The sequence below is a fragment of the Micromonospora aridisoli genome, from assembly GCF_056150025.1.
Genome location: NZ_JAXCFK010000009.1, coordinates 197,260 through 217,004, shown reverse-complemented (window position 1 = coordinate 217,004; position 19,745 = coordinate 197,260). Strand labels below are relative to the sequence as shown.

Sequence of the window (19,745 nt, the reverse complement as noted above, 5' to 3'; positions counted from 1 at the left end):
TGATCGAGTCATGCTGCAGCCGGAGGATCCGGGGTGACTGGGATCGTGGGCGACGCCGTGAGCGACAGCCGGCGGATGTCGACCACGGCGGTGCCGTCCAGCACCACTTCCACCGGCAAGGGCCGCCCGAGGAAGGCGAGCAGGCTCGCGGTCAGACCGTAAGCGCCGACATTCGGGATGGTCAGCAGGTCGCCGACCGCGGGCCGGTGAATGCGCGCTGCCCTGCTGATGATGTCCAGCGGAGTGCACAGTGGGCCCACCAGGCTGGCTGGCTCGGCGCCGGCCGCCTGACCGGCCGGCTGGGCGCTGCCCGGCAGCAGTCGGCCCAGCCCGGACATGCCGCCGAGGGTGTTCACCCCGGCGTCACAGATGACGTACGTACGACCACCGCTGTTCTTCACGTCCATCACTGTTGTCAACAGCTCTCCGGCGCCCGCTACGACGAATCGTCCCGACTCCACGGCCACCGCGGGTTCCCCGGATCGCCAGCCGGGGAGGTGCTCGTCCAGCATGGCGGCGAGCGCCGCACGCAGGCCCGGGTACTCGTGGGCGGACCCGGGAACGGCGTACGGCGCACCAAAGCCGCCGCCGATGTCGACCAGGCGGGGAGTGAAGCGGGACCGCCTCGCGGCCGTCGTCACCGTCCGCAGATTCGCGCCGAGCTCGGCGACCACCGCCGCCTCGTCTGGCAGGTTCGTCGCCGAGAAGACGTGGAAGCCGGCCGGCCGGATCGCACCCTCCGACGCGAGCAGGGGTGACCCCGGTCCCAACAGATCCAGCGGCACGCCGAACTGCGATGGCCCACCGGTCATCCGCAGACCTGCGCCGGTCGAGCGGTCGAGGCTGTTGAGCCGCACCAGATAGTCGGCGGCGGTGTCGCCAGCGCCGGTGACCAGCCGGTCACGGTCGTGCTCGGACTCGACCGAGAAAAGCCGGACACCGGCCCGGACGGCCTCGGTCAGCTCGACGACGGTCTTGGCCGGTCCGGAGTACAGGCAGCGGTCCGGTCCGATGCCAGCGGCCCGCACCGCCGCCAGCTCGCCGACCGAACTGATCTCCGGTTCCAGCCCGCCACCCACCACCGCCGCGACCAGAGCCGGATGCGGATTGGCCTTGAGCGAGTAGTAGGCCCGGACACCGTCGGGAAGAGTCGAGCGCAGCGTCGCGGCGGCCGCCCGTGCTCGGTCAGCGCGGTACAGGTAGAGGGGCGTGCCGTAGCGGGCGGCCAGTTCCTCCTTCAGCCGCTCACTCATCGGCCGCTCCACCACACGCGCGGCGCAGCGCCGCCCTGTCCACCTTTCCGTTCGGTGTAGCCGGCAACGCCTCGACGACCTCACACCGATCCGGGGCCCACGCCTGCCCGATCCGACGGGCCACGCCGAGCCGGACGTCGTCGGCGGAGACGTCACCCACCACCCAGGCGGTCAGTTCGCCGGTAGACGTCGGCGGAATCACCGCCGCGGCGACGACCCCGGGGATGTCCAGGAGCGCGGCCTCGACCTGCTGGGTACTCATCCGCACCCCGAGCCGCTTGAAGATGTCGTCGCGTCGCCCGACGAAGAAGAGCCGCCCGTCCGCGTCGAGCCTGCCGTAGTCGCCGGTCCGGAGTGTCGGCACCGACTGGTCGAGGCCGTCGAACCGGATGCGGGTGGCCTCCTCGTCCTGCCAGTACCCGGCCATCACGTGCGGACCGTGGACCTGGATCTCGCCCACCTCACCGAGTGGCACCGGCTGGCCGGCGGCGTCGACGACCAGCACCTCGGTGCCGGCCAATGCCCGACCGACGGTGTCCGGATGACGCAGGTCCTCATCGGGCTCGGCGATCGTGATCCGCTTGCACTCGGTCATGCCGTACATCGGGACGATCGTGGCCTTCGGGAACGCCGCCCGCAGGTCGGCCGCGAGACCGGAGGTCAGCGCGGCCCCGGTGTTGGTCAATAGGCGGACGTGTGTTCCACCGGTGTCCCGGGAGGCGAGCCGGGTGAGGATGGTGCCCAGGGTAGGCGTGACCGGCAGGATGGTCGCCTCGACAGAGCGCGCGACGCGCAGCGTGGCCGTCTCCGGCAGATCCGGCCGGAAGACCACGTGTGCACCGGCTTCGGCGGCGAGGAAGAGCTGGTAAAGGCCGTAGTCGAAGGAGACCGGCACGCGGCAGAGCACGGTGTCGCCGGCGGTGTACCCAAGCGCGGCGGCGACGGCGGCCACAGCGAAACGGATCCGCCCATGCGGACAGCTGACCGCCCGAGGCATGGCGGTGCTTCCCGAGGTGTAGAGCAGCAGGGCCAGATCGTCGGGTGACACCGGCCGTGAGCGCGGGGCCGGATCGCGCGGCGGCAGGTCTTCGCCGGCCGCCGGTGCGGTATGGACCGGGATCCCGGTCAGGCCGCGGCACAGCTCGACATCCTCCGGCGTGGTGACCACCAGCGACGGCGCGGCATCCTGCAGCATCCACCGCAGGTGGAGCGGGCCGGTGGTGGGATGCACCGGTACCACGACGGCGCCCAGCCGGGCTGCACCGTACAGCAGCCCGGCGAACTGTCGGCCGCCGGGCAGGCGCAGCACCACGCGGTCACCCAGCCGGACGCCCTGCGCGGCCAGCCAGCGCTCGCTCCGGTCGCTGCGGTCGGCGAGCTCGGCGTAGGAGTCGGTACCCGTGGCGTCGGAGACCGCCGGCGCCTGCCGGTGGCTCCGGACAGCCGCGTCGAGGAGACCGGTGATCAGCCCGTCGTCGTGCGGTGGCGTCATGAGGGATCGGCGATCAGCCGGGCCGGGAGGGTGGGGTGGACCCGGGTGCCGTTGTGCTGGATCACCGGCACCTCGTCGTCGCCGATCCGGGCCAGAATCGGCCCGATGGACCGGTACGGGTCCCAGTCGCCCGGATCCAGGGAGCCCCAACCGATCATGTTGCGGATCAACATGGGATCCACCGGTACCCACCTTTCTCCGACGCGGACGTCGGCCCAGCAGTGCTGCGCGGCGAACGGCGGCACGACGATGTAGCCGAACGACCGGCGCGCCGGCACACCGCGTCGCTCCGCCTCCTGGACCAGGAGTTCGGCTGTGCCGGCGCAGTCGGCGATCCGGCTCGAGCGGATGAAGTCGACGTCGCGGCGCAGCGGATGTCGAAGAACGACGTACTCCAGATCGGCCGCGACATCGAGCAGGTCGCGGGCTTCGTCGGGCAGCTGTGGCCAGTCGATCTCCGGCGAGACCACCACGTTGGCGAGCAGCCCCACCTCGCCGTCGGCCATCGTGCGGCACCGCATCTCACCGCCCGGGAGAGCCACCACGTAGCGGCACGGTGGCGGATGTCCCGGCTCGGGACACTGCGCGTGGAAGCCCACCTCGTAGCGGCTGCGAATGCCGCGGGCCGCTCGGTGCAGGGCCGCCGGCCAGTACCTGCGGGCCGATCGGCTGACCGGGCCGTGACCCAGTTGCATCCCGCAATTGAACAGGTCATACCGGTCGAACCGGAGGTGGCCGCCACGCCGGTCGGCCGGGAAACCGCGGTCGGTGAGGGCCCCCAGGAAGTCCGGCTTGAGACGTACGTTGCGCCAGGCCCAGTCCAGGTCGCGGTCAAAGGTCCGCACCTCGTCAGGAACCCGGTGTAGCCGGTCGATGAGGGTCGCGATGTCGTCGTCAATGGTCACGGAGGAACTCCGCGATGCGGGCATCGCTGGGCGAGGTGCCCATGCCGGACTCGACCTTGTCCCGTACATACCGCTGGAGGATCTCGACCGACGCCACGGGTGGGATGTCGTCGGGCCCGGACGACTCCAGGTCGAACAGGTCCTCCAGCGCGAAGACCAGTTCCACCAGGGTCAACGAGTTGTATCCCAGGTGGGTGACCAGGTGCTGGTCCGAGCCGGCCCGGTCGACGTCGAGTGGGGCGATGCGGCCGACCACCCCGGCGACCACGTCGTCAATGCGGGCGGCATCGACCTGCGGGCGGACCTCGTCGGTCATCGCGCGCCTCCGATCCGAGTGGTGACTATCGGCGACATGAGGGACAGCTCCGCCAGATGGGCCTTCACCGAGTCGGTGAGCAGGCCGACCGCGCCCAGCGTGGGCACGACCTTGGCGAACATCAGCGCGCGGAAGCGGACCATGTCCGGGTCGAAGCGGGCGTACCGCACGCCCGCGGCAACGTCGATACCGAGCCGCTCCCAAACCTCCTCCAGCTGGAAACGTCTCGCCATCAGCAGCAGCGACTCCTTGACGAACTCCTCGCGGTCGGCGCGTTCCCGACTGTCGAGGTCGTTGTAGAGGCCTTCCAGCGCCAATCGGCCGAACGCGACGTGCCGCGCCTCGTCTCTGGCGACCAGGTCGGTGATCTGCCGGATCACCGGGTCGAAGAAGGTGGTCTGACCGATCCGGAACACCGCCAGCGCCAGGCCCTCGACGATGACCTGCATGCCCAGGTAGATGATGTCCCACCTGCTGTCGGAGACGATGTCCGACAGCATGGTGCGTAGCGACGGCGTCACCGGGTAGGCGTGGCCGAGACGATCCATGTACATCGAGAACGCCTCGACGTGCCGTGCCTCGTCGGCGGCCTGCGCGGCGGCATAGAGCTTGTCGTCCATGCCGGGGGTCGTCTCCACGAGTCTCGCGGTGGCGAGCATCGCGCCCTGCTCCCCGTGCAGGAACTGGCTGCTCGTCCAGGCGTGGTACTCCCACCGGAACGCCTCCCAGAGGTGGGGCGGCACCGGGCACCCGTCGGGCGGTTCCAGCAGCGTGCTGGCCGCGGCGCTGGTGCCGTGTGCGGCCAGTTCGGTCAACGGTGTGCCAAAGGCGATCCGCTTGGACCAGTCGACATCGGTCACCGCGTTCCACTGGGCCGCCTTGCCCTTCTCATAGAGCGCGCGCAGTTTCGGCGCCCGAGAGGAGTAGTCCCAGTCGAAGCGCGTGGTCACTGTGGCTTCGACGGACGACGTCCGGGCATTGTCCGCCATGTCACCCACCCATCGTGGCGCGGATTGTCTTACTGCACCGAATCACGAGAACCCCCGTATCTGTTCGTGAAGCTCAGGACGCGGAGCCCGCGAGCTGCGCGGCGATCGTCCGGGTCGGGTAGGTCAGCGTCACCCGCCGCCCCTCGTGCTCGGTCAACGTCGCCGCCCCGGAACAGACCCGGCTGAGGATGCCCCCGGGGGAGCGGTGGCGGTTCCACCGTTCCTCGCTGAGCACACCCCAGTGCAGCATCGCGTCGATGAGCACCGGGTCGACCGGCACCCACCGCCGGTCCACCCGGACCTCGGCCCAGAAGTGCATGGTGGAGAAGAGCGGGACGGCGATGAAGCCTTGTGCGGACCGCACCCGGAGCCCGCGCCTACGGCCCTCCTCGACGAGCAGCGCCGCGGCTCCCGCGCAGTCGCTGAGCCCCGATCGGCGGATGAACCTCAGATCGCGTCGCAGTTCCTCCGGCAGCCGCATGAAGACCAGCCCCCGGGTCAGGTCGAGCAGGTCGCGCACGGCTGGCGGCAGGTCCGGCCAATCGCCGGTGGAGTCGATACGGACCGTCGCCAGCGTGGCGGGCTGGGCGGCGGGCACGACGTGCTCGGTACGGCGACCGTCGGGCAGCCGGATGCGGTAGCGGCAGCTGTCCCCGTGGCCGGGCGCGGGACAGGCAGGCGCAAGGTACCCGATCTCGAACGAGGGCCCCACGACTCCCTCGGGCCGATCCAGGGCCGAGGCCCAGAACCGCCGAGCCGCTCGTGACGCCGCATCGTCACCGAGGTGCAGGGCCAGGTTGACCAGATCGACCTTCGCGTACCGAGGTCCGTCGGCGGCGTCTCGGCATGGCAAGCCGAGGACCGTCAGGGCCTGGAGCGTCTCGGCGGAGAACTGGTACTGGCGTCGGGCGTCCTGTGCCGACATGGTGAAGTGTCGTACGGCGTCGGGGATGCGGGACAGCTTGTCGAGGATGTCGGTGGTCCGCCGGTCCGCCGGTCCCGGAGGCCTCACGCGGGGTCCTTGGCGCTGATCTCCCGGTTCACGGCCGTCCACAGGGTGGCTGCGGTGGAGAAGGTGGCGGTGGTCAGCGACTCGTCCGGCAACCGGATCGCGTACGCCTCCTCCAGGTCGACCAGAAGGCTTACCGCACCGAGGGAGTCGAGACCGTAGTCGGCGAGCTGGGCGTCCGGCTCGATCCGGCGCTCCGGAGCCAGGGTCAGCGTGGCACGCAGCTTCTCTTCGAATGTCGAGTCCCACATGCGGATCACGGTTCTCCTCAAGAGTCACAGGGTCGCTATCGCCGCATCGACCGCGTTCGGTTCAGGTACAACGGCCTGGCCGGCAGCGATCTTCGAGATCAAGAAGTCGCGGAGGCCCGCCACGGTGTCGCTCGGCGGCGCCTCGCCCATCACGGCAGGGTCCATGTCGAAGAGTTCCTCCACCATGAAGGCCAGCTCGATGAGCCGCAACGAGGTGAATCCCAGATCGCCCATCAGCGTCATGCCTGCGTCCACCGAGGCGGCAGGCTCGGGAGCGTAGGCGCCGACCAGGCGGCAGACGATTGAGTCGACCAGAGTGGATGCCCCGTCGACCGCGGGCTCGCTGTCGGTGCTCACTCAGGACCTCCTCGGACTGGTGGGCCGCGCGTGGCAGCGTGGTGACCGTCGACGGTCATTGGGGTGAGACGGGGCGGGGCTCGACGGAGAGCGGCGAGGGGCCGGACCGGGTGTGACAACCCGGCGGTACGCAGGGCCAGGCCAGCTGTCGATGTTCACGCACAAAGCTTCAATCCCCCGTGGATCCGCCGATGCGCAATTGATCGACGCATATCCTTGCACGGAACCGTTCACTGTGGAAGCTCCGCGTCGCCCTCGACGACACCGGGGCCGTCGGAGTCCCAGACCACCGTGCCGCCCAGTTGCCCGGAGGTGAACCGTTGCCACATGATCGCCCGTCGGGGCTTCCCGCTGCTGGTCCAGCTGATGCAGCCCGCTGGCACGGTGACGACCAGTACCCGCAACTCGTCGGCCCGCTTGACGATGGCCGAACCGATGGCGGAGGCGGCGTCGCCAACCGCACCCTCAACGAGCACCACCGCCGTGCTGCGACCCTGCCACGCGCCGAGCAGCGCCACCGTTCGCATCGGACGTGGTGACGCGGCCGCCGCGTACTGGTCGGCGTCCTCGGCGAACAACCAGCGGCCGAACTGTTTGACCGCGTCGCCGAGCCGCCCCACCACGAACAACTCGCCGTCGTGCCGGAAACCGGCGTCACCGGTACGGACGGTGTCGGTGGACGTCGACCCGGCGGCGGACCCGGCCGCGTCGTCGCCAGGATCCAGGACGCCGCTGGCCAGCGAGGTACCGGCGATCGCTATCTCGCCGAGCACGCCGTCGGCGACTACCCGTCCCTCCGTGTCCACCACCTGGGCGGACATGCCGCGCACCGGAACACCGCACCCGACGAGCCGGACTCCGGTGCCCGGATCGGCGGCCGGCCGGACCACGGCGCCCGACACCATCGATCGGCCATCCAAAGTGATCACCGTTCGGCGGCGGCCGCTCAACGTACCGGCTACCGCACAGGTGGACTCAGCCAGTCCGTAGGCCGGCCGAATCACGTCGGGCCCGAACCCGAACGGCGCGAGCAGCCGCTCCACGTCGTCCAGGACCGCGGGGTCCAATCTCTCGGCACCAACCACGAGGTGCCGCCAGCCGCTCAGATCGATACCGTCGAGGTCCCGCGGACGGACGCGGCGCAGGATGTGCCGCAGGCCGAACACCGGTATCCCGGTGGCGGTGCCGCCGCCGCGGTGGAAGTGCCGCAGCCATGTCGCGGGTGCCCGGACAAACTGCTCCGGGCTCATCAGGGTGATGGTCATCGTGCTGCGGACCGCCACCAGGGCGCACCCCACCAGGCCCATGTCGTGGTGCAGCGGCAACCAGGTGGCCGATCGGTCGTTCCGGGTCAGGCCGAGCCAGGCGGTGATGGCGTCGATGTTGCCCTGTAGCGCCGGAAGTGGGATGCGCAGCCCTTGTGGTGCCCGGGTGGAACCGGAGCTGAACTGGATCAGCGCGGTCTCGGGGAGCGGCACCGGCTCGCCGATCGGTCCCCGGCCGCTACCGGCGTCGGCGACCAGGAGGCGGCCGGCGGCCGCCACCGCGGGACCGATGACCGAAACAAGTTCGCTGCCGGTCGCCGTAGCGCGGACGCTGGGAAAGCGCAGCAGGGTGTCGAGCCGGCTCAGGTAGCCGTTGAGGTCCCGCAGCACCGCCGGCACCGGAACCGGCGCCGGCGTGGCGCCGGCCAGGAGGATGCCGAAGAAGTCCACGAAGAACTCCGCCACCGAGGGCCGAATCAACAACACGACGTCGCCGGGCCGGATGCCAGCGGCTTGAAAGCGGCCCGCCGCCCGCCGCACCAGAGCGGCCAGGTGGGCGTAGGAGTGAAAGCGCTCCGACCCGTCCGCCGGATCACGGTCGTACACGCCACGGTCGACCGGCGGTTTGTCCATCCAGGACAGCAGTGGCACGGAGTCATGTTCGGTACGCGTCGTCGCCACGGACCCGGTCACAGCGCGGCGATCCCCTTCGTGTCCGACAGGCTGAAGTCGCCGTCGGCGGCGCGGGTCAGCAGTTTCTCCATCGCGAGCAGGAACCTCTCGATCTCGGGCTTCGACAGGCACGAGATGTCCGCGGCGACATCCAGGGAGAGCCGACCCGCCGCGTTCGCCACCCGCACGTAGAAGGTGAGATCCGGGTTGGCCGTGTGCAGCAGTTCCCAGGTGATGCCGGTCGGTGCCGCCGCGGCACCCGGCTGGACGACCGGGTCACCGCTCCCGGGACGCTTGGTCAGGGGCCGGATGTCGTTGAACAGGAAGGTCAGGTCCGGTTGCTGGCCCCGCGCCGCCGTCACCTCCTGCACCACCGTGTACAGGGCGTCCGCGTCGTAACGGGCGCGGGAGTGGGCTCGTAGCAGGTCACCCGCGATGGCGCGGGTCAATCCGTCGAACGTGTCGGCGCCCGCGTCGACGACCACGATCGCGTGCTGGGACAGCGCACCCACGTAGCGCTGGAGGTCCCGGCTGAACCGGTTGCTGGTGGGGACGCGGAACAAGAACCGCGACGTGCCAGTCAGGTCCGCCAACACAGCGGCCGCCGCGCTGAGGAACACCGCACTGGAGGCCAGGCCAGTGCGCCGGGCCACCGTCGGCTCGGCGGCGTGCGCCGCGTCAGACCTGAGTACCCCGCGCCAGAGGGGAGAGTTCCCGGGAGGTGCCGCGGTGGGGAACGGGCTCGCCGGAGCGCTCTCGAGCGCCGACCGCCAGTAGGCGATCGCCCGCTGGGAGGTGCGACGACCACTCTCGCCGCCCTCCCACCGGGCGACTTCCGACGGCTGGCTGGCCCGGCCGTGCGACACCGGTTCCGCCGCCAACGCCCTGCGCATCTCCTCCACGAGCACCTCGGAGCTCTCGCCGTCGAGCACCATGTGGGAGCAGACGGAGACCACGTGATGCGGCGAACCGTTCCAGGTCAGGATCACGACCTTCCACGGGAACTCGCGGTCGACCGCCGGCTCGGTCTCCAGAAAGTCGTTCAGGGGACGCGACGCCGCGATGGCCGCCTTGTCCGGCGGAAGGTCGATGGTCCAGACGGCGATGGCTCCGTCACTGTGCACGATCTGCCACAGACGGCCGTCCGGATCCCGCCGCAGTGTCGTCCGTAGGGCCTCGTGACGGGTCGCCAGCTCGGTGAGGCATCGTTCGATCCGCTCCATCCCGCATCCGGGTGGAATCGGCACCGCCCACGGGACCTGGTAGTAACCGCTGGGCCGCAGCCGATTGATGATGTTCCAGAACTCACGCTGGCCCCAGGTGGCCGGATAGGTGCCTCCCGCAGTCCCGCTGAACCGGATCCACCCGGTCCTCTCCACCAGCACTCCCTTCGTCGTCGCGCGCAACCTGTGGAACGGCCGCCGCGGTCAACCGGTGGGAGCGGAATCACCCGCCCGCGACCGCCACCCCTCATCCACCTCGGCAAGCAGGTCGTCCTGTCCGTCGGCCAGTCGGTACGGCAGCGGCAACGGCACGAACCGAAAGCTGAGCACCAGACCGTCGTCCTCCCCGGGCGCCTCCACCCGGTGCTGCCAGGAGTCAGGGCAATCGGCGTCCACCTCGGCCAGGAAGAAGGTGGTGCGTCGAGGCGCGCCGGAAATCGGGTGCGGCTTCTCCTCCACGCCCACCTCGCGGATCAGCGAGATGCGGGTCAGCCCGCTCTCCTCCGTCACCTCCCGGGTGGCGGCCTCCGCGAGTGACTCGCCCTCCTCCACCCCGCCGGCGGGGATCTGGGTGCCTGCCTCCGGCATCCCGACATGGTCGAACACGAGCAGCTCGGGTGCGGTGTCCCGGCGTCGAACGACGTAGACCGCGACGCGGATCCTCGGTGTAGCCATCGTCAACCTCCATTGATCGTGTGTTCTGCGGGGATCCGGTCGGATGACCCGGCCGGCGACGGCGCGCCGGCCAGGGGATCGGTGTACTCGAAGCTGATGAGCAGGTAGAAGCGGCGCGCGGCGGCGAGCGCGGCGGCGATCGAACCGAATCCGCGGTCCAGGGCAGCGGTCTCCAGCATGTCGTCGCCCACCGCCCAGACCCTTCGCAACACGTCTCGCGCGTCCGGGTCGGTGATGTTGTCCGCGTTGAAGTCGGTGCGGTGCCGGCGCGCCAAGTCGTTGAGCTCGTCCGCCCGCCGAACCACCCGCTGCACGGCCGGCCACTGCGGCCGGACGCGGAGATGGTCCAGCACCAGCTCGTCGTACACGACCGCCGGCGCTACGCGGAAACTGCGGACGACGAAGAGCCGCAGCAACGCGTCCCTGCTTAACGTCCGGCGCTCGGCCGCAGTCGTCCAGCCGGTGAGGAACGGCAGTTCGGACAGCGGTGCCGAGGGCGAGAAGAGGCCACGGTGGCCGGCATGCGCGAGGGCGGTCGACGGTGCGTCCGCCGCCGCCTCCGTACCGCAGGAGGCGCGGCAGTCCGCGGCTAGCCAGTCGAACACCAGGTCGCGGTAGATGCCCGGCAGCAGTGGTGACAGCAGCTGGCAAGCTCGCAGCGCGACGATGTCGCCGGGCCGGCCTCCCGTGCCCGTGGAGGCATGCCGCCACCGGCGCAGGTAGATCGTCTCGGTGACTTGTGGCGGCGGGGCGGCCCCGCCGGCCGGGTCGGTCAGCACACGGACGAGGTCAAGGGTGTCTGCCTGCTTGCGGTCCGCAGCCGAGCGCCGGCAGAACTCGGCCAGCATGTCGTGCCGATGCTCGTCGAGCCCTTCATCACGGCCCAACTCGAGGAGCCGCCGGTAGCTCCGGAGGCGGTAGGGACTCGCGGCCAGACGGTCGATCAGCCGCCGGCCCATCCTGGCGTCGCAGACCCCGGCGGCTACCGCCAACCGGACCGTCTCGCGAATGTTGACCAGAGGCTCGGACATCGCGCGGTATCCGGACTCGGCCGGTCCGTGCAGGAGCACCACCTCGTCGTCGGCCTCCAGCCGTCCGTCGCGGTAGTCGGCGAAGATGCCGCCCACCCCCTCCATACCGAAGGGATGCAGCTCCGCTGCCCGCAGCGCGCCCATGCTCGCCGCCCCCAGCACACGCACGCCGCGTGCCAGCACGTCAAGAATCTCCTTGTGCTGCACGCTGCGGTTCTGATGAAAGTAGCCGTCGACGATGCCGACGACGTCACCGCGCCGCAACGGCAGCCGGAGGAGGTCGCCCGCCGCGATCGGCGGAAGGACCGTGATCCCGGACAGCGCGTCCGCGTGCGCCTCGACCGGAAGGCTGGGCCCGAGGAAGAGGTAGCGGTGAGGTCGGTCGGGCATCACATGTCCGCCGGACGGTCGAGCCCGGGACAGAGCACCCGGGTCACCGGGACGCCGAGTTCCGCGCGGGTGTGGTCGGCGAGCAGGGGCGGTTGCCCGGTGACGGCGGTGATCCGCCCGACGAGCAACCGCAGCTCCGGCTCGACTTCGTCGAAGACGGTCCGGGGCAGGTCCCGAGCGGCGATGGTGCGCGTCGGTGCCGAAGGCGCCGGCGCAGCGTGCCGCCCACTCCGGAAGATCGACCCCTCCAGATCCTCCCGAGTGCCGGAGATGGCGGCCACCCGCGACTGCGCCGCCTCAGTCAACGCCCGGCACAGCGCCACCTCGCCGTCGAGGTGGGCGCCCGCACCGAGGAACCGCCCCGGATAGTCATCACTGTGGATGTATGCGCGTACGCACGGCACGCTCATCCGCGACGGGACCAGTTCGACCTGCACGCTCACCGACACCGCGGCGAAGCGCTCGATGAGAGCCGCAGCGGTCTCCGGCCACGGTCCGACCACCGTGACTGCATCGTCTTCCGCCCGCGCCAGCGCGTCGCGCTCGACAACCTCGTAGAGTGCGTGCAGGGTGGCTTCGTCCAGGCTGTTCCCGCTGGCCAGGCCGTTGCTCGTGACGTCAAACAACGGCGGTTGCCAGGTCCGGGCGAAGCGGGCGTCGATGCGCAGGGCCGCCGTCGGCACGAGTGTCGCCGCCGGGCTCGGTTCCAGCGTGCGTGCCGGGGTCCAGTTCAGCGTCGTGCTTGGCGCCAGATGGTGCCTGGTGGCCAGTTGCAACTGGGCGATCTCGTACGGGAGCCCCGCCGACACCTCCGCGACGGGAGCCGTTACCGCACCGTCCGGCAGGTGCTCGGCGTGCCAGAGCTCGACGCACTCCATGGCGGCGGAGATCCGGGACAGCAACGGTGTCAAACCCTTGCCCTGCGAAACGGACAGGCTCCGTGCATTCGGCCGCACCGCCTGGAATACCGGGATCCCGATGTCGTCGAGCCAGGTCAGGTCGGCGATCCGGGTAATGCCCAGACGGGGGAGCAGCGGCGTGAGCAGCGCCCAGGTCTCCTCCGGTGGTCTGATCCGGTGCGTACCCGAGACGTAGCGTTTGCGCCCGTCCTGCACGGGCAGTGCCGTCGTCGTCATTCGTCGCCCAGCGCGGCCATCACCGGCCGCATCGAGGCCGGCCGGTCCGCCGGCGCGAAGGCCAGGCACGACTCGACGAGGTCGACGAGTTTCGCGGCGACCGGGACACGGGTCAGCTCCGCAAGCGGGGGAGCACCGTACCGGGGCATCACACCGGTCAGGATCCGGTACATCACCGTTCCCCATCCGAACACGTCGGCCGGTTCCCGCGCCTCGTGGTAGCGGTCCCGGTACTCCGGCGGCCAGTGCAACTCGTCGACGTGGGACCGCGGCGGCTCGGGCGTGTCGACCTGCCGCGCCGTACCCAGGTCGGCGATGACGACGTCCTCGCCCCGTAGGAGGATGTTCTCCGGGCTCAGGTCCCGATGCACGAAGCCGAGATCGTGCAGGGCCAGCAGACCTTCGGCGAGAGCCGTGCCGATGCGCCGTACCCGGGACGCGTCCACCTCCATCGTGGCGAGCGCACCGGCCAGGTTGCCGCCACTGCAGAACTCAAGTTCGTAGAAGGGGATCTCACCGTCGAGTTCGGCGCGTCCCACCTGAATCCAGGACGGGTGCCCGGCCAGCTTCGTCAGAACCTGATATTCCTGGGCGAACGCGGCCCGCCAGTTCCGGTACCGGTCGGCGGCGAAGCGCTTGTACCAGTAGTAGCCGTAGGCGGCGGGGTTGGCGCCGGCCGGAAGCCGGTCGCAGACGTGGTAGTAACCGAACAGACCTTTGACCGCGCCGTAGGGTGAGTCGGCAACCCGGACCACGGTGCTCAGACCGGTGAAGGCGACGACGTCGGTAGCGCCCCAGCCCAGCTCACGGAGGTGGTCGCGCAGGTACGCGCCGGGCCGCGACAGGTCCAGCTCGGTCATGACGGGCTCCGATCGGTGCCGGGTGGCGGCGCGAGGGACAGCAGTCGCGGCAGCAACTCCTCCTCGACCCGCTTCTCGACCTCGCCGCCGTCGTTGCGGAACCGGTGCAGGGGCGCGCCGGCTGCGGTGCCGTCGGCGAACAGCCGTTCGTACCCCGCGTAGAAGGCGGCCAGGCGCGGCCGCGTCTCGTATGCCCTGCGAGCCTTACCGCGGTCGAGTACCCGTTGGAACGCGACGTCGGGATCGGTGTCGACCCAGACCACCAGGTCCGGCTGCCGGCTGCCCCGGGCGGTGTGCAGCTTGAGGGTGTCCTGCATCGGGATGCCGTACAGCGACTCGTGGTAGACCGCGTCGCTGTAGAAGTAGCGGTCCGCCAACACGTACGCCTCGGCGGTCGTCGGTTCGATGTTGTGCCGCAGATGCAGCGACTTGTCGAGAGCGTACGCTTCGGAAATCTGTCGCCGGGACAGGCCGAGACGTTGCTGCCGCGCGGCGACGATGGTGCGGCTCGCGCGGATGTCGAGCCAGCTCTGCTGGCCCACCATGAAGCACGGCACCGAGTTCTTCCGCAACAGATGGTGCAGCAGGTCGCGGACGGTCGACTTGCCGCTGCCGTCGGTCCCCTCCAACACCACGAAAGGATAGGTGGGTCCGGTCATCGCGGCTTCCAAACCGCCGCCATGGAGAGGTCACCGCTGGCCGCAAGCACTTCGAGGTGCTGGTCCTTACCGGCGAAGTAGTCGTCACAGGCCCGCTTGACGCCAGGCAGTCCGTCCCAGGCGCGAGGGTTGGCGTCCAGGTCACAGTAGTCGTCGACGAGGATGACGCCACCGGGCGCCAGCCGGGGATAGACGAACTCAAGGCTGACCCGGATGGAGTCGTAGAAGTCGCCGTCCAGGTAGGCGAAGGCGATCTGCTCGACGCCGCACACTGGCAGGGTGTCGGTGAACCATCCGGCGTGCACGGTGGGTAGCGGCAGACCCCAGTAGGCGAAGTTCTTCTCCAGCGCCTCCCGGCTGGTCAGGCAGTCGCCCCGCCGCAGGTAGTCGTCATGCGGTCCGGGCTCGGGCAGCCCTTCGAACGAGTCGAAGACGTGCAGTTCGCGGGCCGGGTCGAGGTCCTCCATGATCTGTCGAAGCCACACCGAGGTGTAACCCGCGTTGCAGCCCAGCTCCACGACTGCGCCCTCGACGCCGTACCGGAGGACGCTGGAGAGTGCCCAGTAGATCGTCGGCAGCCGATCCATGTCGGTCATGCCGGAGTTGCGGTCGGCCAGCTTGAATGCCATGCGTGCGCGCACAGATGACTCCTGTGATCAGGTGAGCAGGAAACCGAGAACCTTGCTGACCCGGCCGCGGCGTACCGGCTCGGTACCGTGGGTCAGCTGAGAGCCGTAGATGAGAGCGTCGCCGGCGCGCGGTTTGGTGGACCATCTCGTCCTCGCAGCCGAGGTGAACCAGGTCGAGGAGAAGTCGCAGTCGCTGCGTGTCCGCGGGATCGACCCGGTCGCTGTCCGGTCCCACAGCTCCGGGTTCGTGGTCGTCTCCACGACGAACTCGCCGCCCTCGTAGGCCTCTGGCGCGGTGAGGGTGACCGAAATGCCGGCGACCTTCGGCCGTTCCCGGTCGTCATCGTTGTTGAGCAGGTCGATGTGCGGGGTGATGAACTGGCCGGGGCCGTAGCTGACGAAGATCCAGGGCGCGAAACCGCAGACCGTCGGCAGCACCGTGGCGATTGCGGGCAGCGCGCGCTCTGCGGCCTGGTCGAGGATCTTCTCGGCGGCGGCGGGAAGATCGGTGGTCTCCGCGCGGCCCTGCGGCTCGTAGATCTCCATGGCCTGCCGGGTGGTCATGCCTTCGATGCTGTGCACCGAGGAGGTTCGGCGGTCCTCGGCGAGCGCGCCGGACTCCGTGGCCGCCCACAGCGTCGCCAGCGCGTCGTGGAGCTCGGCGAGTTCTGCGGGGTTCAGGAATCCCTCGACGCTCGACACGGCCACCGTTTCAGCGATGTGCACGGTCAGCCTCCAGTCGGTTCATGTAGTCGAACGGTGAATCGAAGATGTGGGCCGCCCGTCCCTCGACCGGCCACCAGCAGCGCAGAAGCTCGGACGTGAGCGGCAGTTGCTCGTCCTGGCAGCCAACCGACGCCGGGTCCGGCGCCCACTCGCGCCGGGCCGCGGCCAGGTCGTCGGCCACCGGGCGTGGCACGTCCGGGTCGTCCGCCACCCGCCGCGCGCATTCCGCCACCAGGCAGTGCCCGAAGATGTCGCTCATCCGGGCGTGGCTCTCCGCTTCGCGTAGGCCGTAGACCCGTCGCTCCGCGCGGATCCACAGCGCCGCGTACGTCTGCCCGGCAGCGTGCAACAGGTGTCGGGTGAGTGCGGCGTCCGACCACAGGTCCGTCGGCAGCCGCACCGCGTGCGGGTTCGGCGGATCGGGTACGGCGTCGTCGTCGTGGCAGATCATCCCGACTGCGGACTCCAGGAACTGCAGCATCCGGAACCGGGACAGCAGCGTGGCGGCGCGGGTGAAGGCCGCCTCGACCAGGAACTCGCGGCTGCCCGGGGCGACGAGCAGTTCCAGGGACCGGCCAGTGACGTCGTAGGTGAACCGCTCGACGTCGCCGTAGCTGGTCAGGGCGTCCGCCAGCGACAGGTTGCCGGTGGCGGCGATGTGGACCGCCTCCGCCCGGTCGGTCGCGTTGTACCCACTCAGTCCGGCCACCCGGTGCGGCGCCACGTCGGCGGCGAGCAGCCGACGGCAGAGATCGTCGTGCTCGTCGGCGAGTTGCGGTTCAACGAGGGTGACGAACTGGTGCATCGCTCGGCCGTCGATCATCGCGGCCCAGTACCGGTCCGGAAGGATGGGGCCCCGCTCGATCACTGTCATGGGACACGCTCCGGCTCGGCGACGAACTGAGTCGCCGTGGTGATCTCGAACTTGTCGGTGGGTGCGTCGCGGTGCAGCTGCGCCGTCCGGACGACTCGGAGGCCCGCGGCGGCCAGCAGAGCCGGTACCTCGCGCTCCCGCGGCAGCCAGCGCACCGAGACGAAGTGGTACCGGCACTCGCCGCCGGCACCGATCAGATGACCGTTCTGGCGGAGACGGCCGTCGCCATCGACCCTGCCGTGCGTCAGCAGCACGCCGTCGCCGAGCGCGGAGCCGTCCGCCAGCCGGTGGGAGAGAGCCGTTCGAAGCGGCCAGGTGGCGACGGACTCGACGAGTTGCATGTCGACCAGCACTCGGCCGCCTGGCCGCACGGCCCACGCCGCCCGGCGCAGCACTCCGGCTGCCTCCGCTGGCGGCAGATGGTTGAGGGCCTCGTAGGTGAGCAAGACCGTGTCGAACGTGGCCGCCGGTGGATCCCACGTCCGTACGTCAGCGACCACGAAGGAGGCCGTCGCCGAGGCGAGGTGACGAGTGGCGTGATCGATCGCCGCCGGCGAGACGTCGACACCGAGGTAGGTCCCGACGCCGTGCCCGCCGGCCCGCAGGGTCCGCAGGTAGGCACCCGGGCCGCACATCAGGTCCAGCACAGCTCCCGCCGGGCGGCCGTCGAGTAGGAACGCGATCTCGGCAGCGCGGCGCGCCTCGCGTCGCGATCCGTTGTCGGTGTCCGGGTCGAGCTGAACCGCCAGCGCAGCCGCCCCGAAGACCTCCTCGCGGTGATCCCCACCCGCGTCGCCGTGCTCGGAAACCGTGCGCTCCCAGTCGAGGCACGCGGCCGGGAGCTCGCCGGTGGCCAGGAACAGGCTGGCGTGGTCGCGCGTCAGAACGCCGTCGGCCGTCGTCATGACGCTACTGCGGTCGGCTCGGCGGACGTCGCGACCGCATCGGTGTACGTCGAGACGAGCAGCTCTCGCAGGGCCGGGGCGGTCACTGACGGCAGGCAGCCCTCGAAGGACTCCCGTACGCTCCGCAGGTTGTCCTGCTCCTCGCTGACCCGGCGTCGGCAGTACCAACGCTCGTCCTCCGTTGCCTCCGGCCAGTGCTCGGCCGCGCGCCAGAACCGCAGGACCGCGGAGAACGCGAAGACCGCGTGGACCAGACCGAAAGCCGGGCGGTCGCAGCCCTTCCACGGGGAGTACCACCGCGCCTCGTCGTGCAGATCGATGTGGTAGGCGTCGAGCAGGGAATTCAGCATGGTATGGGCGCTCTCGTGCACCACGGCTTCGGCGACCCGCACCGGCGAGTCCGGGGTGTCGGTGAAGACCGTCGCGGCCAGCCCGGTGACTGCCCACGACCGGCTGGTGCCGAGGGCCGACACCCGGTCGACGCCGATCGCGATCCCGGCACCCTGACGACAGATCAGCTCGCAGTCACGATCCAGGGCCAGGAGCACGTCGATGGGGCCGGCCGCGGGCTGCTCGGGGATGGTGTGGCCGCCGACGAGATAGACCGGTGACAGGTACCGGTCATCGTCGACCTGGACGCAGTCGGCGGCGCGGAACCACACCGGTCCGTTGCCACGCCCACCGAGGAGGTCGCCGCGACGGCCCCAGACTCTCAGCAGCTCGTCGGCGAGCGCGTGGTTGCCGGTCGTGGCAGCGTGCCGGACACCGAAGAAGACCTGCCCGAGCAAGGCATAGGTCGCCAACCCGGCGTTGTCCCCAGGCACCTCGAACTCGGTGCTGAACGCCTGGAGCGCCTGCACCATCTTCTGCCGATGGGTCTGGCGGTGGTCACCGAGGGCGGAGAGCAGGTCGTTTTCCACCTCAGGCGAGAGCGGCATGCGTGGTCTCCCTCAGATGCTCGATGAGCTCGACTCGGTAGGAGCAGTAGTCCTCGTAGAGCGGCGTCCCGAGGTAGCGGATCCTGGTGGCCAGGCACCCGCCGCCGCAGGTGCTCTGGTATGGGCAGGTGTCGCACTTGGCGAGCACCTGGTTGAGATCCGCCTGCAGCGTCGGGTTGGTCTGCAGCCGGAGCAGATGCTCGAAGTCGGTCACCTGGTCGATGTGGCCCAGGCGGGCACCCGGCAGGCCAAGCTCGTCGCAGCTGCCGATGGTGCCGTTCGGATACAACGTCAGGGTGTGTGCGCACTTCTTCTCTGAGAAGTGGCAAGAGCGGCTCGCCCGGCCTGCGAGCTTCTGCAGGACGCTGGTCACCGGCTCGATCGCGAAGCGCCGGAACAGCCGCTGCTGCACCCAGGCGTCCACCGCCTCCCGGAGGAAGCCGGCGTACTCGGTCGGGGTGATCGCCCACCCCGGTTTCTCCTTGTCGGCCAGCAGCGGAAGCAGCGTCCGGCTGTTGCCCTTCGGGATACGCCGTGGCGTGACCTGATAGTCGAAGCACGGCGCGAAGTTGATGTTCTTGATGGCGGACCACCCGGCGAAGTAACCGAGGATGTCGGCCGCCCGCCCGAGGCTGGCACGGGTCACGACGGCGATCAGCCCGACACTGCGGCCACGGTCCGACAGCATCTGCAGCGCCGCCTCGACACGACGATCCGTCGGGCGGTCGGCGTAGTCGCGGCGGAACGCGTTCGCGTCGGCGTCACCATCGAGGCTGATGCCGATCTCCAGTTCCGGCCAATGCTCGTCGAAGAAGTCGATCCAACCCGCGTCGAGCAGGGTCCCGTTGGTCTGCATCGACACCCGGATCGGGCCGTCGTGCTCGCGGAGCGCCGCCAGCACCGAGGCCAGCATCTCTTTGCCGACCAGCAGTGGTTCGCCACCGTGCAGTTCGACGGCGAGCGGATGGCCGGCCGCCAACTGGACCAGGCGGGAGACGGCCTCGGTCTCGAGACGCTCGAACTTCTCGTACGGCTTGCGCTTCTCGTAGCAGTAGAAGCAGTTGATGTTGCAGGTGTCACCGGGCAGCTTGAGGATGACCGACAGCGGGTCCGTGCTGGTCGGGAGAAGGATCGACATTCGGGGACTCCTCTGCCGGTGGGCTGGGGGCGGACCTGGGGGTGGGATGCGA

Annotated in this window: 21 protein-coding genes; all 21 read right to left on the bottom strand. The window is 70.0% G+C overall.

Going from position 1 to position 19,745, the window contains the following annotated elements; genetic code table 11:
• Positions 1 to 8 precede the first annotated feature (8 nt).
• The 21 genes from SM447_RS20335 to SM447_RS20235 all read right to left on the bottom strand — a co-directional run bounded on the left by SM447_RS20335 (position 9) and on the right by SM447_RS20235 (position 19,693).
• Complete coding sequence (locus SM447_RS20335) at positions 9 to 1,253, bottom strand: type III PLP-dependent enzyme domain-containing protein (RefSeq protein ID WP_474574418.1); 1,245 nt, start codon at positions 1,251 to 1,253, stop codon at positions 9 to 11.
• Entirely contained in the window at positions 1,246 to 2,745 is a 1,500-nt protein-coding gene (locus tag SM447_RS20330; protein ID WP_474574417.1) for a class I adenylate-forming enzyme family protein, read from the bottom strand. Before SM447_RS20330 ends, SM447_RS20335 begins: the two co-directional genes overlap by 8 nt.
• A complete protein-coding gene (locus tag SM447_RS20325) occupies positions 2,742 to 3,650 on the bottom strand; it encodes a transglutaminase-like domain-containing protein (protein WP_474574416.1) in 909 nt (302 codons plus the stop codon). Before SM447_RS20325 ends, SM447_RS20330 begins: the two co-directional genes overlap by 4 nt.
• Positions 3,640 to 3,966, bottom strand: a complete 327-nt coding sequence (locus SM447_RS20320; RefSeq protein ID WP_474574415.1) for an acyl carrier protein — start codon at positions 3,964 to 3,966, stop codon at positions 3,640 to 3,642. Before SM447_RS20320 ends, SM447_RS20325 begins: the two co-directional genes overlap by 11 nt.
• Positions 3,963 to 4,916 carry a ferritin-like domain-containing protein gene (locus SM447_RS20315; protein WP_474574414.1) on the bottom strand — a complete coding sequence of 318 codons (954 nt, stop codon included), beginning with the start codon at positions 4,914 to 4,916 and terminating at the stop codon, positions 3,963 to 3,965. The genes SM447_RS20320 and SM447_RS20315 overlap by 4 nt, the downstream gene beginning before the upstream one ends.
• A gap of 112 nt (positions 4,917 to 5,028) precedes the next feature.
• Complete coding sequence (locus SM447_RS20310) at positions 5,029 to 5,967, bottom strand: transglutaminase domain-containing protein (RefSeq protein WP_474574413.1); 939 nt, start codon at positions 5,965 to 5,967, stop codon at positions 5,029 to 5,031.
• Positions 5,964 to 6,215, bottom strand: a complete 252-nt coding sequence (locus tag SM447_RS20305) for an acyl carrier protein (RefSeq protein WP_474574492.1) — start codon at positions 6,213 to 6,215, stop codon at positions 5,964 to 5,966. The genes SM447_RS20310 and SM447_RS20305 overlap by 4 nt, the downstream gene beginning before the upstream one ends.
• 24 nt (positions 6,216 to 6,239) lie before the next feature.
• Positions 6,240 to 6,572 carry an acyl carrier protein gene (locus SM447_RS20300; protein ID WP_474574412.1) on the bottom strand — a complete coding sequence of 111 codons (333 nt, stop codon included), beginning with the start codon at positions 6,570 to 6,572 and terminating at the stop codon, positions 6,240 to 6,242.
• A 230-nt stretch (positions 6,573 to 6,802) separates the two neighbouring features.
• A complete protein-coding gene (locus tag SM447_RS20295) occupies positions 6,803 to 8,488 on the bottom strand; it encodes an AMP-binding protein (RefSeq protein ID WP_474574411.1) in 1,686 nt (561 codons plus the stop codon).
• Between the two features lie 38 nt (positions 8,489 to 8,526).
• Positions 8,527 to 9,888 (bottom strand): condensation domain-containing protein, encoded by a 1,362-nt coding sequence (locus tag SM447_RS20290; RefSeq protein WP_474574410.1) that lies wholly within the window; start codon positions 9,886 to 9,888, stop codon positions 8,527 to 8,529.
• Positions 9,889 to 9,936: 48 nt separating this feature from the next.
• Positions 9,937 to 10,407, bottom strand: coding sequence for an NUDIX hydrolase (locus SM447_RS20285; protein WP_474574409.1), 471 nt, complete (start codon positions 10,405 to 10,407; stop codon positions 9,937 to 9,939).
• A gap of 2 nt (positions 10,408 to 10,409) precedes the next feature.
• Positions 10,410 to 11,828 (bottom strand): TfuA-like protein, encoded by a 1,419-nt coding sequence (locus SM447_RS20280; protein ID WP_474574408.1) that lies wholly within the window; start codon positions 11,826 to 11,828, stop codon positions 10,410 to 10,412.
• Complete coding sequence (locus SM447_RS20275) at positions 11,828 to 12,964, bottom strand: YcaO-like family protein (RefSeq protein WP_474574407.1); 1,137 nt, start codon at positions 12,962 to 12,964, stop codon at positions 11,828 to 11,830. Before SM447_RS20275 ends, SM447_RS20280 begins: the two co-directional genes overlap by 1 nt.
• Complete coding sequence (locus tag SM447_RS20270; protein WP_474574406.1) at positions 12,961 to 13,824, bottom strand: protein kinase domain-containing protein; 864 nt, start codon at positions 13,822 to 13,824, stop codon at positions 12,961 to 12,963. The genes SM447_RS20275 and SM447_RS20270 overlap by 4 nt, the downstream gene beginning before the upstream one ends.
• A complete protein-coding gene (locus SM447_RS20265; protein ID WP_474574405.1) occupies positions 13,821 to 14,456 on the bottom strand; it encodes a dTMP kinase in 636 nt (211 codons plus the stop codon). The genes SM447_RS20270 and SM447_RS20265 overlap by 4 nt, the downstream gene beginning before the upstream one ends.
• Before the next feature lie 23 nt (positions 14,457 to 14,479).
• Positions 14,480 to 15,124: a TylF/MycF/NovP-related O-methyltransferase gene (locus SM447_RS20260; RefSeq protein ID WP_474574404.1), complete on the bottom strand. Its 645-nt coding sequence runs from the start codon at positions 15,122 to 15,124 to the stop codon at positions 14,480 to 14,482.
• A 15-nt stretch (positions 15,125 to 15,139) separates the two neighbouring features.
• Complete coding sequence (locus tag SM447_RS20255) at positions 15,140 to 15,838, bottom strand: 2OG-Fe(II) oxygenase (protein ID WP_474574403.1); 699 nt, start codon at positions 15,836 to 15,838, stop codon at positions 15,140 to 15,142.
• Positions 15,825 to 16,712, bottom strand: coding sequence for a hypothetical protein (locus tag SM447_RS20250; protein ID WP_474574402.1), 888 nt, complete (start codon positions 16,710 to 16,712; stop codon positions 15,825 to 15,827). Before SM447_RS20250 ends, SM447_RS20255 begins: the two co-directional genes overlap by 14 nt.
• Positions 16,709 to 17,617 carry a class I SAM-dependent methyltransferase gene (locus SM447_RS20245; RefSeq protein WP_474574401.1) on the bottom strand — a complete coding sequence of 303 codons (909 nt, stop codon included), beginning with the start codon at positions 17,615 to 17,617 and terminating at the stop codon, positions 16,709 to 16,711. Before SM447_RS20245 ends, SM447_RS20250 begins: the two co-directional genes overlap by 4 nt.
• Positions 17,614 to 18,555 (bottom strand): aKG-HExxH-type peptide beta-hydroxylase, encoded by a 942-nt coding sequence (locus tag SM447_RS20240; protein WP_474574400.1) that lies wholly within the window; start codon positions 18,553 to 18,555, stop codon positions 17,614 to 17,616. Before SM447_RS20240 ends, SM447_RS20245 begins: the two co-directional genes overlap by 4 nt.
• Positions 18,539 to 19,693 (bottom strand): radical SAM protein, encoded by a 1,155-nt coding sequence (locus SM447_RS20235; protein ID WP_474574399.1) that lies wholly within the window; start codon positions 19,691 to 19,693, stop codon positions 18,539 to 18,541. The genes SM447_RS20240 and SM447_RS20235 overlap by 17 nt, the downstream gene beginning before the upstream one ends.
• Positions 19,694 to 19,745: the final 52 nt, after the last annotated feature.